12 protein-coding genes are annotated in these 17,541 nt (G+C 60.1%); 10 read left to right on the top strand and 2 right to left on the bottom strand.

Annotated elements, in window-relative coordinates; all coding sequences use genetic code 11:
- Positions 1–10: 10 nt before the first annotated feature.
- The 8 genes from dnaE to ispD all read left to right on the top strand — a co-directional run bounded on the left by dnaE (position 11) and on the right by ispD (position 11,450).
- Positions 11–3,532: a DNA polymerase III subunit alpha gene (gene dnaE / locus BFP96_RS13645; protein WP_065893375.1), complete on the top strand. Its 3,522-nt coding sequence runs from the start codon at positions 11–13 to the stop codon at positions 3,530–3,532.
- Between the two features lie 128 nt (positions 3,533–3,660).
- Positions 3,661–4,608: an acetyl-CoA carboxylase carboxyltransferase subunit alpha gene (locus BFP96_RS13650; protein WP_057723192.1), complete on the top strand. Its 948-nt coding sequence runs from the start codon at positions 3,661–3,663 to the stop codon at positions 4,606–4,608.
- A 163-nt stretch (positions 4,609–4,771) separates the two neighbouring features.
- Complete coding sequence (gene tilS, locus BFP96_RS13655; protein WP_065896983.1) at positions 4,772–6,091, top strand: tRNA lysidine(34) synthetase TilS; 1,320 nt, start codon at positions 4,772–4,774, stop codon at positions 6,089–6,091.
- A 273-nt stretch (positions 6,092–6,364) separates the two neighbouring features.
- On the top strand, positions 6,365–7,996 hold the full coding sequence (locus BFP96_RS13660; protein ID WP_065886100.1) for a CTP synthase: 1,632 nt from the start codon (positions 6,365–6,367) through the stop codon (positions 7,994–7,996).
- Positions 7,997–8,001: 5 nt separating this feature from the next.
- Positions 8,002–8,847: a 3-deoxy-8-phosphooctulonate synthase gene (gene kdsA, locus BFP96_RS13665; protein WP_065886101.1), complete on the top strand. Its 846-nt coding sequence runs from the start codon at positions 8,002–8,004 to the stop codon at positions 8,845–8,847.
- Positions 8,848–9,003: 156 nt separating this feature from the next.
- Complete coding sequence (gene eno / locus BFP96_RS13670; protein ID WP_065880069.1) at positions 9,004–10,293, top strand: phosphopyruvate hydratase; 1,290 nt, start codon at positions 9,004–9,006, stop codon at positions 10,291–10,293.
- A gap of 171 nt (positions 10,294–10,464) precedes the next feature.
- Positions 10,465–10,743 carry a cell division protein FtsB gene (gene ftsB, locus BFP96_RS13675; protein ID WP_057723188.1) on the top strand — a complete coding sequence of 93 codons (279 nt, stop codon included), beginning with the start codon at positions 10,465–10,467 and terminating at the stop codon, positions 10,741–10,743.
- A complete protein-coding gene (gene ispD, locus BFP96_RS13680) occupies positions 10,740–11,450 on the top strand; it encodes a 2-C-methyl-D-erythritol 4-phosphate cytidylyltransferase (RefSeq protein ID WP_065936412.1) in 711 nt (236 codons plus the stop codon). Before ftsB ends, ispD begins: the two co-directional genes overlap by 4 nt.
- Positions 11,451–11,453: 3 nt before the next feature.
- Here the strand turns inward: ispD and BFP96_RS13685 are convergent, their stop codons facing one another.
- Together BFP96_RS13685 and BFP96_RS13690 are read right to left on the bottom strand one after the other, a co-directional pair.
- Positions 11,454–14,480, bottom strand: coding sequence for a dermonecrotic toxin domain-containing protein (locus BFP96_RS13685; RefSeq protein ID WP_065936413.1), 3,027 nt, complete (start codon positions 14,478–14,480; stop codon positions 11,454–11,456).
- Between the two features lie 70 nt (positions 14,481–14,550).
- Positions 14,551–15,462, bottom strand: coding sequence for a LysR substrate-binding domain-containing protein (locus BFP96_RS13690; protein ID WP_165386127.1), 912 nt, complete (start codon positions 15,460–15,462; stop codon positions 14,551–14,553).
- 94 nt (positions 15,463–15,556) lie between these two features.
- Between BFP96_RS13690 and BFP96_RS13695 the strand changes: the two genes are divergently transcribed.
- Both BFP96_RS13695 and fghA read left to right on the top strand, forming a co-directional pair.
- The gene (locus BFP96_RS13695) at positions 15,557–16,669 is read left to right on the top strand and encodes an S-(hydroxymethyl)glutathione dehydrogenase/class III alcohol dehydrogenase (RefSeq protein ID WP_065893381.1); all 1,113 of its coding nucleotides are present in this window, start codon (positions 15,557–15,559) and stop codon (positions 16,667–16,669) included.
- Positions 16,670–16,677: 8 nt separating this feature from the next.
- Positions 16,678–17,523, top strand: a complete 846-nt coding sequence (gene fghA / locus BFP96_RS13700; protein WP_065893382.1) for an S-formylglutathione hydrolase — start codon at positions 16,678–16,680, stop codon at positions 17,521–17,523.
- Positions 17,524–17,541: the final 18 nt, after the last annotated feature.

The raw sequence follows: 17,541 nt of genomic DNA on the forward strand, positions 1-17,541 counted from the left end.
CAGGATCACTATGCCGGCTTCATTCGTTCATCTACGCCTGCACACTGAATACTCCCTGGTCGACGGCCTGGTACGGATCAAGCCGCTGGTCAAGACCCTGGTGGGCATGAACATGCCGGCGGTGGCGGTTACCGACCAGAACAACATGTGCTCCCTGGTCAAGTTCTACAAAAACGCCATGGGCGCAGGTATCAAGCCGATCTGCGGCGCCGACCTGTGGTTGTCCAACAAGGACCCGGATAACCCGCTGAGCCGCATCAGCCTGCTGGCGATGAACGGCGTGGGTTATCGCAACCTGACCGAGCTGATTTCCCGTGGATTTATCGATGGTCAGCGAAATGGCTCGATCATCATCGAGCGCGAGTGGGTGGCCGAAGCCAGCGAAGGCGTGATCATGCTCTCGGCCGCCAAGGAGGGCGAGATCGGTATCGCGCTGCTGGGTGGCAATCCGCAGGAAGCCGAAGTGCTGGCCCGCGAATGGATGCAGGTTTTCCCCGACCGCTTCTACCTCGAAGTGCAACGCACCAATCGTCCCAACGATGAAGAGCATCTGCACGCCGCCGTGGCCCTGGCCGACAAGCTGGGCGCGCCGCTGGTGGCGACCAACGATGTGCGCTTTATCAAGAAGGAAGATTTCGAAGCCCACGAAACGCGCGTGTGCATCGGCGAAGGCCGCGCCCTGGATGACCCGCGCCGCTCGAAGAACTACAGCGAAGAGCAGTACCTCAAAAGCGCCGAGGAAATGGCCGAACTGTTCAGCGACTTGCCCGAGGCCCTGGAAAACTCGGTCGAAATCGCCAAGCGCTGCAACATCGAAGTGAAGCTGGGCAAGCACTTTTTGCCCAACTTCCCGATTCCCGATGGCATGACCATTGATGAGTACTTCCGCAAAGTGTCGTTCGACGGCCTTGAGGATCGCCTGCGCGTCCTGTTGCCCAAAGACACTACTGAAGACTACGAAGCCAAACGCCAGGTCTACGTCGACCGGCTGAATTTCGAGCTGGATATCATTATCCAGATGGGGTTCCCCGGCTACTTCCTGATCGTGATGGACTTTATCCAGTGGGCCAAGAACAACGGCGTACCGGTAGGTCCGGGCCGGGGGTCAGGTGCGGGCTCGTTGGTGGCCTACGTGCAGAAGATCACCGACCTTGACCCGTTGGAATATGACCTGCTGTTCGAACGCTTCCTGAACCCGGAACGGGTATCCATGCCCGACTTCGACGTCGACTTCTGCATGGACGGTCGCGATCGGGTGATCGAATACGTGGCCGAGAAGTACGGCCGCAATGCGGTGAGCCAGATCATCACCTTCGGTTCCATGGCCGCCAAGGCGGTAATCCGCGACGTGGCCCGGGTGCAGGGCAAGTCCTACGGCCTGGCCGACCGCCTGTCGAAGATGATCCCGTTCGAAGTCGGCATGACCCTGGAAAAAGCCTACGAGCAGGAAGAAATCCTGCGCGACTTCATCAAGGTCGATGAAGAAGCCGCCGAAATCTGGGACATGGCGCGCAAGCTCGAAGGCGTGGTGCGTAACGTCGGTAAACACGCCGGTGGCGTGGTGATCGCGCCGACCAAGCTGACTGACTTCTCGCCGATCTACTGCGACGAAGAAGGTGACGGCCTGGTTACCCAGTTCGACAAGGATGACGTGGAGGCGGCCGGCCTGGTGAAGTTCGACTTCCTCGGCCTGCGCACCCTGACGATCATCGACTGGGCGCTCAAGACCATCAACCGCGACCGCGCCAAGGTGGGCGAGGAGCCGCTGGATATCGCGTTCATCCCGCTGGATGATAAACCGACCTACAGCCTGCTGCAAAAAGCCGAAACCACGGCAGTGTTCCAGCTTGAATCACGGGGCATGAAGGAGCTGATCAAAAAGCTCAAGCCCGACTGCCTGGAAGACTTGATCGCACTGGTGGCCCTGTTCCGTCCGGGGCCGTTGCAGTCCGGCATGGTGGATGACTTCATCAACCGTAAGCACGGCCGCGCCGAACTGGCGTACCCGCATTCGGACTATCAGTACGAAGGCCTCAAGCCGGTACTGGCGCCGACCTACGGCATCATCCTGTATCAGGAACAGGTGATGCAGATTGCCCAGGTCATGGCGGGCTACACCCTCGGCGGTGCGGACATGTTGCGTCGCGCCATGGGTAAAAAGAAACCCGAGGAAATGGCCAAGCAGCGCGGCGGTTTCATTGAGGGCTGTGCCACCAACAATATTGACGCTGACCTTGCGGGTAACATCTTCGACCTGGTGGAGAAATTCGCCGGTTACGGCTTCAACAAATCCCACTCCGCCGCCTATGGCCTGGTGTCGTACCAGACCGCCTGGCTGAAAGCCCACTATCCGGCGCCGTTCATGGCGGCGGTACTCTCGGCGGATATGCACAACACCGACAAGGTCGTGACCTTGATCGAGGAAGTGCGCACCATGAAGCTGCGCCTCGACGCGCCGGACGTGAACGCCTCGGAGTTCAAGTTCACGGTGAACGACGAAGGCCGCATCATTTATGGTCTCGGCGCGATCAAGGGGGTCGGTGAAGGCCCGGTGGAAGCCATCACCGAAGCGCGCCAGGACGGGCCTTTCAAGGATCTGTTCGACTTCTGCGCGCGGGTCGACCTCAAGCGCATCAACAAGCGTACCCTCGACGGCCTGATCCGCAGCGGCGCGCTGGACCGCCTTGGCCCGTACTTCCATGACGAGCCGAAGGCCTATCAGGCCAATATCGACCGCAATCGCGCGGTGTTGCTCACCGCTATGGAAGAAGCGATCAAGGCTGCCGAACAGACCGCCCGTACCCATGACAGCGGCCACGCCGACCTGTTTGGCGGGTTGTTCGTCGAAGAAGACGCGGATGTGTATGCCAATCACCGCAAGGCCAAGGATCTGACCCTCAAGGAACGTCTCAAGGGCGAGAAAGACACCTTGGGCCTGTACCTCACCGGTCACCCGATTGACGAGTACGAAGGCGAAATCCGCCGTTTTGCCCGCCAGCGCATCATCGACCTGAAGCCGGCGCGGGATACCCAGACCGTCGCCGGCATGATCATCGCCCTGCGCGTGATGAAAAATAAGAAGGGCGACAAGATGGGCTTCATCACCCTCGATGACCGCTCGGGCCGGATCGAAGCCTCGCTGTTTGCCGACGCGTTCCACTCCGCCCAGTCGCTGCTGCAGACCGACGCCATGGTGGTGGTGGAAGGGGAGGTCAGCAACGACGACTTCTCCGGTGGCCTGCGCCTGCGCATCAAGCGGGTGATGAGCATGGAAGATGCACGCACAAACCTGGCCGAAAGCCTGCGCCTGAAGGTCAAGACCGAGGCACTCAAGGGCGATCAGCTACGCTGGTTGGGTGACCTGCTCAAGCGTCACCGTGGCGCGTGCCCGGTGACCATGGAGTACACCGGCAACGACGCCAAGGCCATGTTGCAGTTTGGCGAGACCTGGCGAATTGATCCGGCTGACGGCTTGATTCAAGCTTTGCGTGACCAGTTCGGGCGAGACAACGTCTTCCTCCAATACCGTTGACGGTCAGCACCCCTGACCTCGGCTGAACATTTAATCTCGACCTAACCGCGCCTCTCCCTTAAGGTAGGGCGCGAATAGACAACCGGCTGGCCAGGCACCCCTTGGCCGTCGACCCAAGACGGACGCTTATGAACCCGAATTTTCTTGATTTCGAACAGCCGATCGCTGACCTGCAAGCCAAGATCGAAGAGCTGCGCCTGGTCGGCAACGATAATTCGCTGAATATCGGCGATGAGATCGCCCGCCTGCAAGACAAGAGCAGCACGCTCACCGAAGACATCTTCGGCAAGCTGACCAGCTGGCAGATCGCGCGCCTGGCCCGCCACCCGCGCCGTCCGTACACCCTGGACTACATTCAGCATATCTTCACCGAATTCGACGAGCTGCATGGCGACCGCCACTTCTCGGACGACGCGGCCATCGTGGGCGGTATCGCTCGCCTGGACGACCAGCCGGTGATGGTGATCGGTCATCAGAAAGGCCGTGAAGTGCGCGAAAAAGTGCGTCGCAACTTCGGCATGCCGCGTCCGGAAGGCTACCGCAAGGCGTGCCGCCTGATGGAAATGGCCGAGCGCTTCAAGATGCCGATCCTGACGTTCATCGACACGCCGGGTGCCTACCCTGGGATCGACGCCGAAGAGCGCAACCAGAGCGAGGCGATTGCCTGGAACCTGCGCGTCATGGCGCGCCTGAAAACCCCGATCATCGCGACTGTGATCGGTGAAGGCGGTTCCGGCGGTGCACTGGCCATTGGCGTCTGCGACCAGTTGAACATGCTGCAATATTCGACCTACGCGGTGATTTCGCCGGAAGGTTGCGCCTCGATCCTGTGGAAAACCGCCGAAAAGGCGCCGGACGCTGCTGAAGCCATGGGCATCACTGCTGACCGCCTCAAAGGCCTGGGGATCGTGGACAAAGTGATCGCCGAGCCACTGGGCGGCGCACACCGTGACCCGGCTGCCGCTGCCGCCACCATCCGCGCCGAGCTGGGCGCGCAACTGGCGATGCTCAAGAAGCTCGATAACGAAGCGCTGCTGGCCCGTCGTTATGAGCGCCTGATGAGCTACGGCCTCTAAGCCGACGCCGTCACTTAATGTGGGAGGGGGCTTGCTCCCGATTGCTGAGTGTCAGTCACAACATCTGTTGACTGGCCCACTGCTATCGGGGGGCAAGCCCCCTCCCACATTTGCTTTGTGTATGCTTGACGGACGTATTTCAGATTTGCGGCGGTAACCTGTGATGAAATCAATCCTGCCGGCCCGACTTCTGAAAACCCTGGCCCCCTGGCGCAATGCCCCGGCCTGGCACATCGCGTTCTCTGGTGGGCTCGATTCCACCGTGCTGCTGCATCTTCTGGCCACCCTGGCAAAGTCCGAAACATTACCGCCCCTCTGCGCCGTGCATGTTCATCATGGCCTGCAAGCGGCCGCCGATGCGTGGCCCGCTCATTGCCAGTCGGTCTGCGACAGCCTGGGCGTGCGCTTGCGCATCCTGCGCGTGCAAGTACCACCCGGTGCCAGCCTTGAGCGCGCGGCTCGTGACGCACGTTATCTGGCCTTCGCCGGGGTGATCGGGGCAGGGGAGGTGTTGCTCACCGGCCAGCATCGCGACGATCAGGCCGAAACCCTGTTGTTCCGCCTGCTGCGCGGTGCGGGTGTGCGCGGGCTTGCCGCAATGCCTGCGCATCGTACGTTGGCGGCGGGGCATCTGGTGCGGCCGCTGCTGGAGGTGGCCCGTGGCGAGCTGCAAGCTTACGCCCACCAACATCACTTGAAGTGGATCGAAGACCCTTCGAACGCTGATCCACGCTTCTCCCGTAATTATCTGCGCCATCAAGTATTTCCATTGCTTACGCAGCGCTGGCCCCAGGCAGCCTCAAGTCTGGCCCGTACTGCCGAACACCTCAACGAAGCCCAGGGGCTGCTCGATGAGCTGGCGCACATGGACCTGAACGCCGCCGATCAGCCTTCAGCGTTTCCCTGGTTGCTTTTGCCATCCTTGGCCCTGGCGCCCTTGCGCGAGCTTTCCGACGCCCGCCAGCGCAACGCCCTGCGTCACTGGCTGAACCCACTGACCCGCCTGCCCGACAGCGATCACTGGGCCGGCTGGTGTTCCCTGCGCGATGCCAAGGGCGATGCACAGCCCGTATGGCGCCTGGCCGACGGCGAGTTACACCGTTGCGGCGAGCGCATCTGGTGGTTGCCTTCTATTTGGTCCGAATTCTCCGACGCATCGGTAAGCTGGCCCGATCCGCGAAACCCACTGGAGTTACCTGGCAATGGTCAGCTTCGATTTGTCGGCGAGGCACCTTCAGGTTCTTTGGTGATCCGTTATCGGCAGGGCGGCGAAGTCATCGACGTGCCGGGGCGAGGTCGTCGCGACCTCAAGCGCCTGCTCAACGAAAGTGGCGTGCCCGGCTTTGTCCGTGGCAGATTGCCGCTGGTCTACCGGGGTGAGCAATTGCTGGCTGTCCCAACCATCGCGGGGCCATGGGCCGGGTCGGCAGATCACGGGCAATTAGATTGGTTGCCGCAGACCTGCGATCAAGGTTTGAGCTGATAGCGCCTTTCCGGTAGACTACGCTCCCTTCTTGATACAACTTCTGTGGATTCGCCTGAATCGCAGCAGTTGCCGATTACCAAGCAGTCTTTGCTGGGCGATTCCAAAAAATGTGTAGCGATCAACGTACCGGTGTTCCATTGCTGGTCTGTCACAACGCGGCGGTTTTTTTGAAAGGTGCACTGTGATTAATGCAGGTGATCGGGGGCTTCGGCCTCTCTTCGCTTTCCCCGGCGGCTCGGACCGCTTTAACGCAGACTTCTAGGGTTTTTCATGACGCGCTACATATTCGTCACGGGCGGTGTTGTTTCTTCATTGGGGAAAGGCATTGCCTCCGCTTCATTGGCGGCCATCCTGGAGGCGCGGGGGCTTAAAGTCACCATGCTCAAGCTGGACCCGTACATCAACGTCGACCCGGGCACCATGAGCCCGTTCCAGCACGGTGAAGTGTTCGTCACGCATGACGGCGCCGAGACCGACCTGGACCTGGGCCACTACGAGCGGTTCATCCGCACGACCATGACCCAGAACAACAACTTCACCACCGGCCGCGTCTACGAGCACGTGCTGCGCAAGGAGCGCCGTGGTGACTACCTGGGTGCAACCATCCAGGTGATCCCGCACATCACCGACGAAATCAAGCGCCGCATCATCAAGGGTGCGGGCGATGCCGACGTGGCGATGGTCGAGATTGGTGGCACCGTGGGTGACATCGAATCCCAACCGTTCCTCGAAGCCATCCGCCAGTTGCGTTTCGAAGTCGGCGCCAAGCGCGCAATGCTGATGCACCTGACCTTGGTGCCCTACATCGCGACCGCCGGCGAAACCAAAACCAAGCCTACCCAGCACTCGGTCAAGGAACTGCGTTCCATCGGCCTGCAGCCGGACGTGCTGGTATGCCGCTCCGATCACCCGATCGACATTTCCTCGCGTCGCAAGATCGCGCAATTCACCAACGTTGAAGAACGTGCGGTGATTGCCCTGGAAGACGCCGACACCATCTACAAGATCCCGGGCATCCTGCATTCGCAAGGCCTGGACGATTTTGTGGTCGAGCGTTTCGGCCTGCAATGCAATGGCGCGGACCTGTCCGAGTGGGAAGCGGTGGTCGATGCCAAGCTCAACCCTGAGCACGAAGTCACCATCGCCATGGTCGGCAAGTACATGGAACTGCTGGATGCGTACAAGTCGCTGATCGAAGCGATGAGTCACGCCGGCATCAGCAACCGTACCAAGGTCAACCTGCGCTACATCGATTCCGAAGACATCGAGAACCAGGGCACCGCGCTGCTTGAAGGCGTGGACGCGATCCTGGTTCCCGGCGGTTTCGGCCTGCGTGGCGTGGAAGGCAAGATCACTGCCGTGCAATACGCTCGCGAGAACAAGGTGCCTTACCTGGGTATCTGCCTGGGCATGCAAGTGGCCGTTATCGAGTTCGCCCGTAACGTGATGGGCTGGAAAGACGCCAACTCCACCGAGTTCGATCACACCAGCGGCCATCCGGTCGTGGGCCTGATCACCGAGTGGGAAGACGCCACCGGCGCCGTCGAAACCCGTACCGAAAGCTCCGACCTGGGCGGCACCATGCGCCTTGGTGCGCAGGATTGCCTGCTGGAGCCGGGTTCGCTGGTTCACGATTGCTATGGCAAGGACGTGATCGTCGAGCGTCACCGTCATCGCTACGAAGTGAACAACAACCTGCTGCCGCAAATCAAAGAGGCCGGCCTGAAAATCTCCGGTCGCTCCGGCGATGGCGCGTTGGTTGAAGTGGTCGAGGCGCCGGATCACCCGTGGTTCGTGGCCTGCCAGTTCCACCCTGAGTTCACCTCGACGCCGCGCGACGGTCATCCGTTGTTCAGCGGTTTCGTCAAAGCTGCACTGACGCAACATCAGAAGAAGGCATAACCCTGATGGCCCAGAAGATCATTCGCGTAGGTGACATCGAAATTGCCAACGACAAGCCCATGGTGCTGTTCGGCGGCATGAACGTACTGGAAAGCCGCGACATGGCGATGCAGGTCTGTGAAGAGTACGTGCGGGTTACCCAGAAACTGGGTATCCCTTATGTGTTCAAGGCCAGCTTCGACAAGGCCAACCGTTCGTCCGTGACCTCCTATCGCGGCCCGGGTCTCGAAGAAGGCATGCGGATCTTCCAGGACATCAAGCAAGCCTTCGGCGTGCCGATCATCACCGACGTCCACGAGCCTGAGCAGGCTGCCGTGGTTGCCGAGGTGTGCGACATCATCCAGCTGCCGGCCTTCCTGTCGCGCCAGACCGACCTCGTTGTCGCGATGGCCAGGACCGGCGCTGTGATCAACATCAAGAAAGCCCAGTTCCTCGCACCTCAGGAAATGAAGCATATCCTGAGCAAATGCGTGGAAGCGGGTAACGACCAGTTGATCCTCTGCGAGCGTGGCTCGAGCTTCGGCTACAACAACCTCGTGGTGGACATGCTCGGTTTCGGCATCATGAAACAGTTCGAATACCCGGTGTTCTTCGACGTGACCCACGCGCTGCAAATGCCCGGCGGTCGCTCGGACTCCGCCGGTGGGCGTCGCGCCCAGGTCACCGACCTGGCCAAGGCGGGCATGAGCCAGTCCCTTGCCGGCCTGTTCCTGGAAGCCCACCCGGACCCGGACAACGCCAAGTGCGACGGCCCTTGTGCCCTGCGCCTGGACAAGCTGGAGCCGTTCCTGGCCCAGCTCAAGCAGTTGGACGAGCTGGTCAAGAGTTTTCCGACGGTAGAGACCGCGTAAGCGGCGTTTCTCCGGTAGAATTTCCCACGCTTTATGCTCAGGCCCCAGGCCTGGGCCTTGTCGTCTGCAAGCCTGCCCTGTTGTTCCACCCTTGCGGTCGGTCAAAAGATTTCCTTCAGCTGCGTCGTTTTCGTCAACTTTGGAGTGTTTACAACAATGGCAAAAATCGTCGACATCAAAGGTCGTGAAGTTCTCGACTCCCGTGGCAACCCCACCGTCGAAGCCGATGTGCTTCTCGATAACGGCATCATCGGCAGCGCCTGCGCGCCGTCCGGTGCTTCCACAGGTTCCCGTGAAGCGCTGGAACTGCGTGATGGCGACAAGAGCCGTTACCTGGGCAAGGGTGTACTCAAGGCAGTAGCCAACATCAACGGCCCGATCCGTGATCTGTTGCTGGGCAAGGACCCGCTGGACCAGAAAGCCCTGGACCACGCGATGATCAAGCTCGACGGCACCGAAAACAAAGGCAGCCTCGGCGCCAATGCGATCCTCGCCGTCTCCCTGGCCGCTGCCAAGGCGGCTGCCCAGGATCAGGACCTGCCGTTGTACGCGCACATCGCCAACCTGAACGGCACTCCGGGCGTGTACTCGATGCCGGTGCCGATGATGAACATCATCAACGGTGGCGAGCACGCTGATAACAACGTCGATATCCAGGAATTCATGGTGCAGCCAGTGGGCGCCAAGACCTTCTCCGAAGGCCTGCGCATGGGCACCGAGATTTTCCATCACCTCAAGGCTGTGCTGAAGGCCCGTGGCCTGAGCACTGCGGTGGGTGATGAAGGTGGTTTCGCGCCCAACCTGGCGTCCAACGAAGATGCACTGAAAGTGATCTCCGAAGCCGTGGCCAACGCCGGCTACAAGCTGGGCACCGACGTGACCCTGGCCCTGGACTGCGCCGCCAGCGAATTCTATGAAGACGGTAAATACAACCTGTCCGGCGAAGGCCAGGTGTTCAACTCCGAAGGTTTCGCCGACTACCTCAAGGGCCTGACCGAGCGCTACCCGATCATCTCGATCGAAGACGGCCTGGACGAGTCCGACTGGGACGGCTGGAAAATCCTCACCGACAAGATCGGCGAGAAAATCCAGTTGGTAGGCGACGACCTGTTCGTGACCAACACCAAGATCCTGAAAGAGGGCATCGACAAGAAGATCGCCAACTCGATCCTGATCAAGTTCAACCAGATCGGCACCCTGACCGAAACCCTGGAAGCCATCCAGATGGCCAAGGCTGCGGGTTACACTGCCGTGATCTCCCACCGCTCCGGCGAAACCGAAGATTCCACCATTGCCGACCTGGCCGTGGGGACCTCGGCGGGCCAGATCAAGACCGGTTCCCTGTGCCGTTCGGACCGTGTGTCCAAGTACAACCAATTGCTGCGCATCGAAGAGCAATTGGCGGGTAAAGCCAAGTACAACGGTCGCGGCGAGTTTCGCGGCTGAGCAGTAAATGGTAAAAAGTCGGCGGATTGCGTCGGAAATCTCACGACAGTGGGCATTTCGGCGCTAATCTGCTGACTGACAAGCACAAGCCTGGTTTTTCCAGGCTTCGTGCTATCAGTTGCTGCAAAAGGTTTGCATGACGGTCTTTTTTCACTGGATACCCGGATTTCGATGCGCAGTCCCAATTGGTTGTTCCTCGTCTTGCTCTTGTTGCTGGCTGGCCTGCAGTACCGCCTATGGGTCGGTAATGGCAGCTTTGCGCAGGTGGAAGAGCTGACCCAGCAAATTGCCGACCAGCACGCCGAAAACGAACGCCTGCTGGAGCGCAACCGCGTCCTCGATGCTGAAGTGCTGGAGCTGAAAAAAGGTACGGAGACCGTTGAAGAGCGGGCTCGCCATGAGTTGGGCATGGTCAAGGAGGGCGAGACCCTCTACCAGTTGGCCCAATGAACGCTGATTTACCGGCCTTCTGGGCCGTGATTCCTGCCGCGGGCGTCGGTGCCCGTATGGCCGCGGACCGTCCCAAGCAATACCTGCAACTGGGCGGGCGCACTATTCTCGAACACAGCCTCGGCTGTTTTCTCGACCATCCCTCGCTCAAGGGCCTGGTGGTCAGTCTGGCTGTCGATGATCCCTATTGGCCCACCCTGTCGTGCGCCACCGACCCGCGTATCCAGCGTGCGGACGGTGGCTCGGAACGCTCGGGCTCGGTGCTCAACGCGCTGCTGCATCTCAACGCCCTGGGCGCCAGTGATGATGACTGGGTGTTGGTGCACGATGCTGCGCGTCCCAACCTGGGCCGTGATGACCTCGACAAACTCCTGGCAGAGCTGGCGGATGACCCTGTGGGTGGCCTGCTGGCGGTGCCGGCTCGTGACACCCTCAAGCGCGTCGACAAGCGTGGTCGCGTGGTGGAAACCGTCGACCGCAGCATGATCTGGCAAGCCTACACGCCGCAGATGTTTCGCCTCGGCGCCTTGCACCGCGCCCTGGCCGACAGCCTGGTCGCCGACGCCATGATCACCGACGAAGCCTCGGCCATGGAATGGTCCGGCCAGGCGCCGCGGCTGGTCGAAGGGCGTGCGGACAACATCAAGGTCACCCGCCCCGAAGACCTCGAATGGCTGCGTCAGCGCCGGGGTTATCAAGGGTCCTGACCCTTAGCGGTAGACTTGCCGCATCCCGGGCTGGGTTCTCAGCTCGCTGACCAATGCCTCAATGCTGTCGAATGGCTTCTGGTCGATAGACCAGCCGGACGCCTCGATGAAGTACCGGCCCTTCTGGCTATTGATCCTGACATTGCGCAGTTCCCCACGTCGGGACCGATAGTCAATGTGGCTGGCCTCGCGGAGCATGAATTGGCCCGGTTGCGTCAGCAATGTCTCGGCCGACGACATCACTCGACTGTGCGAAGGGCCGGGCTGTGGCTCCATTGAGTGCTGCAGGGCGGCAGGGTCAACGCGCAACACCAGGTTGGCTTTGACTGTGCCTTCCCCTTTATTGAGGCCCAGGCTGGCAGTGCGCCCCGGGTCGACTTCGATGCCTAAAGGTTGGGCGCCCACTCTATCTTCTATCCGCAGGCCGATGCTGCCGGTGAGTTCTGCCAGCCCAGGGATACCCTTGAAGGTATTGGTATGGGTATCGCCCACCAGTGCGATCCATTTTCCGGGTCTGCGCTTGAAGGTCTGGACCCACTGGATCACCTCGGTGGCGTAATAGTTCATCATCCGCTGGCGCAGGGTGCCCGTGCTGTCGCGCATATCGCGAAGTATGTAGCTCACGATGCAGTCGATCGGCTGAACCTTGATCCCGGCGTCTCGGGCTTTGCTCACGACATGTCTGAATGAGTAATAACGGTTTTGGGGCAATGGGTAGATCCCGTTCAGAAAATTTGTCAGCTCCTCGGCCATCGGTGCGTTCTTGGACCGATAAAACGCCCTCAGCATCGGAATATGCACATCCGTCAGCAGATGTTCGAAGTAGAGGCGTTTGACGCCCTGGCTGGCGAGTAGCTGCATGTTATCGATCAGAAAGGCTTTGCTCGATTCGGCGCTGTGGCTTTCGCCGATCACGAGGCCATCACTGGCGCGCAGCAATTTCTCGATAATACTTTGCTGCGGCTCGTTCAAGCTCAAGCGCGGGAGTACCGGCTGCAGGGGTGAATAGGGCAGGCGGTTAAAGAAGATCGCCGAATCGCGGTTTAATTGGCTTCTTTTCTCGAAAAACAGTTTCCGGGTGCTGTTGATCGATTGTGCAGCCGTGCCGACGGGTTCGAAGTCTTCCGAAAACAAGCTGGTGTCAGTGAGCATTTCCACGAGCGTCTCGCGAACGTGCGCAGGCATCTCGTAGAGGCTGAAGAAGCTTGCGTTCTCGGCGCCGCCGAACAGTGTGTAAACCCGTTGCCAGGCATTGCGAAATGCCCCGCCTCCGGCCAGCCCGGCACGTCGCCATTGCAGGTCGGCGCTTTGAATCGCGTAGAGACCGGTGGATTGGATCTTTTCCGGGGCTTCTGGATTGTTTACGAATAACTCGAAAAGGCCCCCGGCATTCGGTTTTTTGTAGGTCAGGAAGGTCTCGCCCTGAATCCTGACGCTCTGCAAGCCACTGGGGGCGGTCGTAGCGATCAGGGGGCGAGTCTCGGTTTCGGCCGACGCGGGGGCTTCAGTCATGACCCGGACACTGATCTGGCCTTCCTCTGCCCGCGTGGCCTGGCCAAGCCCAGGTCGCAACGTCTCAAAATTGCTCACCCCTTTACCGATGCCGTGGATAACCACCGGGAGCGCGTTCAAGGCGCCGAACACAATGCGCTCGACGGCGTGGGGTTTGTTCTTGATCACGTCATCGGCGCCGATGGCCATTGCAGTCAAGCCCGATGTCACGAAGCAAAACTCCGCCAGCAACGCCGCGCCCATGGTCAGCGCCACGGGGATCGCCAGCATGCAGGCCTTTTCCAGAACGTCGAGGGTATCGGCCTTGAACGTGTCCAGAGGCGAGACAATGGTTTTTGCCGCCAGCTTGGCAATGCGAGTGCGGATCTGGCGTGCGATGAACGCAAATGGGTCACTTCTGAGCGCCGGATACAGCGGGTTATTGATGTATTGCTCCGGGTCCCAATAGCCGTTGTGCAACAAACTGTTGAAAAAACCGGGAGGGCTGGAGGATTTCGGGTACATCGCCATGCCGATCAATGCTTCCTCGACACCCCTGTAGAGCAGGCCGGAGTCAACCGAGTCGGGTTCAAAGTGGTTGGTCAGGGCTTTGCGCAGGGTCGGATCCCCGGCCAGTTTCACCAGCGCACTGCGCATGTCTTTCGGGGTATTGAAACCATGGATGGGCGAGGAGTTTCCCGGGATGTACGCCAGCGTGATCTGGCTCTGGTTGTCGGTAATCGTGAGGATGTCGGTGGCTTCGAATTGATGGATGCGCAGCACCCGTACGGTCAGGTTTGCATCCGGTGAGTAGGGCGCCTGGAAGTCTTCGAGGGTCAGGTTGCCGGCGTCCTTGTCGACGCCGATACCTGCCGCTCGGGCGGCGAGCTGCCGTTCTGCCAGGGTGAGCGTGAATTCTGCGTACTGATGGAGGTAGGCCTTGGTAAATGCGATGCGCATCAGGGTGGTGTAGTTGTCCCGATGCTCGTCCCAGAACAGTGTGACGGCCTTGTCGTAGGTCTGTTCGAAGTGGCTTGAGTCGATGACCCTCCTGAGAACGGCAGGCGCAATCGCCAATTGGGTAGTCGGATCGTAAACCTGAGGGTCGCTTTGCCGGTAGAGCGCTTCATAGCGCCTGGGCGGGATCCAGCTGGACGTAATGAACTCTTCGTTGAACATTTGCGGTATGCGGTTATCCGTCAGGCGCGGCAGTTCGGTCACGATCGTGAAGTAAGGCGCGGTGGTGGAAAAACCCGTGGTGTTGATCATGCCGCCTGGGGCATGGGGTGCATTGCAGATCATGGCCTCGGTCAGGCTCATGGATTGGACGATCTGTGCGTTGTACGCCGCGTTGGGGTGGTCGGTGTTGTATTCAAGCGTGGTCAGGAATGTGGTGTCCGGATCCAGTGTTTCCTGGCTGAACGGTTGCAGATGCTCACACAGCAATTGAGCGGCAATGGCGCTGGGCACTGGGAAGTCCGCCAGGACCTTGCGGACAAAGTGATTGATATGCTGAAGCTGTTGGGCGTTGGACGTCATCGGCTTGCCTGGTTTGTGCAGTCAAAGCGGCTATTGACCGCTAACCAGGCAATACACGGGCGGTAATTGTTTATGCTCGATAAACCGGATGGTCACCCAAGCCTTCCTTGAGAAAATCCACCAGCTTCCTGACTTTCGGCGACAAATGCCGTTGCTGCGGGTACAGCGCCCACACCGCGGTATTTGGCGGTTGGTGGGCCTCGAGCAACGACACCAGCGTCCCGTGTTGCAAATGCTCCAGCACGTAATAGTCCGGCAACTGGCATAACCCCACACCTTGCAGCGCTGCATCCAGCACCGCCTGCCCACTGTTGCAGCGCCAGTTGCCCTGCACCCGCTGGGAAAATTCGCGTCCGTCCTGGGCCAGTTGCCAGATATCCGAACTGCCGATCAGGCAGTTGTGCCGACTCAGTTCCGACAAGCTATGTGGCCGACCATACCGTTCGAGGTAGGAAGGTGACGCGCACAGGTACATGCGCCGAGGGGCCAGGCGACTGGCGACCATGCGCGAGTCTTGCAGGCGCCCGAGGCGAATCGCCAGGTCGAGCCCTTCGTGCACCAGGTCCAGCGGGCGGTTGCTCAGCTCGATATCGACCCGCAACTGCGGATAGAGCGCCATGAACCTTGTGACGAGGGGCACGATAAAACGTTCGCCATAGGCCACCGCGCAGGTCATGCGCAACATGCCCTTGGGTTCGCTGGTCAGGTCGCCCACTGCACGCAGGGCTTCTTCGCGACCGTCCTGCAAACGTTGACAGTGGTGCAGGAAGGTCTGGCCCGCTTCGGTCAGCGTCACCTTGCGCGTACTGCGATACAGCAGTCGCGTTTGCAGGCGTTCTTCCAGGCGCGCCACCTGGCGGCTGATATGGGACGACGACACCCCCAGGCGCTCGGCCGCTGCCGTGAATTGGCTGCATTCGGCCACGGCGACGAACTCATCGATGCCTTCCCAGCGGTTTTCCAACACGTTGATTGTCCCCATATGGCAATAATGTTTTGCTTTTGCCTGGATTATTAATCAATAAGCCATGGTTTACACTCATTCCATCAATGTTCAACTCCATGGAGAAACCCGGATGATCAAGTCCCGCGCCGCCGTAGCCTTCGAAGCCAATAAACCTCTCGAGATCGTGGAAGTCGATGTCGCCATGCCCAAGGCGGGTGAAGTGCTGTTGCGCGTGGTCGCCTCCGGCGTGTGTCACACCGACGCCTACACGCTGTCGGGCGCGGACCCGGAAGGCATCTTCCCGTCGATTCTGGGTCATGAAGGCGGTGCAGTGGTCGAGGCCATTGGTGAAGGCGTGACCTCGGTTGCCGTTGGCGACCATGTGATCCCGCTGTACACCCCGGAATGCGGCAAGTGCAAATTCTGTCTGTCAGGCAAGACCAACCTCTGCCAGGCCATCCGTGCCACTCAGGGCAAAGGCTTGATGCCTGACGGCACCACGCGTTTCTCCTACAAAGGCGAGCCGATTTTCCACTACATGGGCACCTCGACGTTTTCCGAGTACACCGTGCTGCCGGAAATTTCGGTGGCCAAGATTTCTAAAGACGCGCCGCTGGAAAAAGTCTGCCTGCTCGGTTGCGGCGTCACCACCGGTATCGGTGCGGTGCTCAACACCGCCAAGGTCAAGCCGGGCGACACCGTGGCCATCTTCGGTCTGGGCGGTATCGGTCTGTCGGCGGTGATTGGTGCGGTGAAAGCCAAGGCGGGTCGCATCATTGCCATCGACATCAACCCGGCCAAATTCGAAATCGCCAAGCAGCTGGGTGCTACCGACTGCATCAACCCGAAAGACTACGACCGCCCGATCCAGGACGTGATTGTCGATTTGACCGATGGCGGTGTGGACTTTTCCTTCGAGTGCATCGGCAATGTCCAACTGATGCGTGCGGCCCTGGAGTGCTGCCACAAAGGCTGGGGTGAGTCGGTGATCATCGGCGTGGCCGGCGCCGGCCAGGAAATTTCCACCCGTCCTTTCCAACTGGTGACCGGTCGCGTCTGGCGCGGGTCGGCATTCGGCGGCGTACGCGGACGCAGCGAATTGCCAAGCTACGTGGACATGGCCCAGACCGGCGAGATTCCGCTGGACACGTTTATCACCCACACCATGGGCCTGGAAGACATCAACAAAGCGTTTGACCTGATGCATGAAGGCAAGAGCATTCGTACCGTCATCCATTTCTGAGGTCGGCCATGAGTCTGGAAAACCTGTCCTGCCAGAAAAGCTTCGGCGGCTGGCACAAACGCTATAAGCATCACTCCGATGTGCTCGATTGCGACATGACCTTCGCGGTCTACCTGCCGCCGCAAGCGGAGCAGGGCGGCAAGCTGCCTGTGCTGTATTGGCTGTCCGGCCTGACCTGTACCGACGAGAATTTCATGCAGAAGGCCGGCGCCCAGCGCATGGCCGCCGAGCTGGGCTTGATCATCGTGGCTCCGGATACCAGCCCGCGCGGCCCCGGTGTTGCCGATGACCCGGACAATGCCTGGGACTTCGGCCTCGGCGCAGGTTTTTACCTCAATGCCACCCAGCAACCCTGGGCCAGGCATTATCGGATGCATGATTACGTGGTGCAGGAATTGCCGGCGCTGGTGGAAGCGCATTTTCCGGCTTCGGACAAGCGCGGCATCAGCGGTCACTCGATGGGCGGCCACGGTGCGTTGGTCTGTGCGCTGCGCAACCCCGGGCGTTACCAGTCAGTGTCGGCGTTTTCGCCGATCAGCAATCCGATGGATTGTCCCTGGGGCCAGAAAGCCTTTTCCCATTACCTGGGAGAGGAGCGCTCGAAGTGGCGTGAATGGGATGCCTGCGTACTGATCAGCGAAGCCTCGGAACAGTTGCCGCTGTTGGTGGACCAGGGCGATCGCGACGATTTCCTCGCCGTGCAGCTCAAGCCCGAGGCCCTGCAGCAAGCGGCCAAGGCCGCCGGCCATCCGCTGGAACTGCGCCTGCAACCTGGCTATGACCACAGCTACTTCTTTATCGCCAGCTTCATCGATGACCATTTGCGCCATCATGGTCGTGCTTTGCTCGGTTAATGTGAGGCAAAAGTAGGT

Source organism: Pseudomonas sp. 34 E 7 (genome assembly GCF_900005715.1).
In the GTDB taxonomy this organism is placed as follows: Bacteria; Pseudomonadota; Gammaproteobacteria; order Pseudomonadales; family Pseudomonadaceae; genus Aquipseudomonas; species Aquipseudomonas orientalis_A.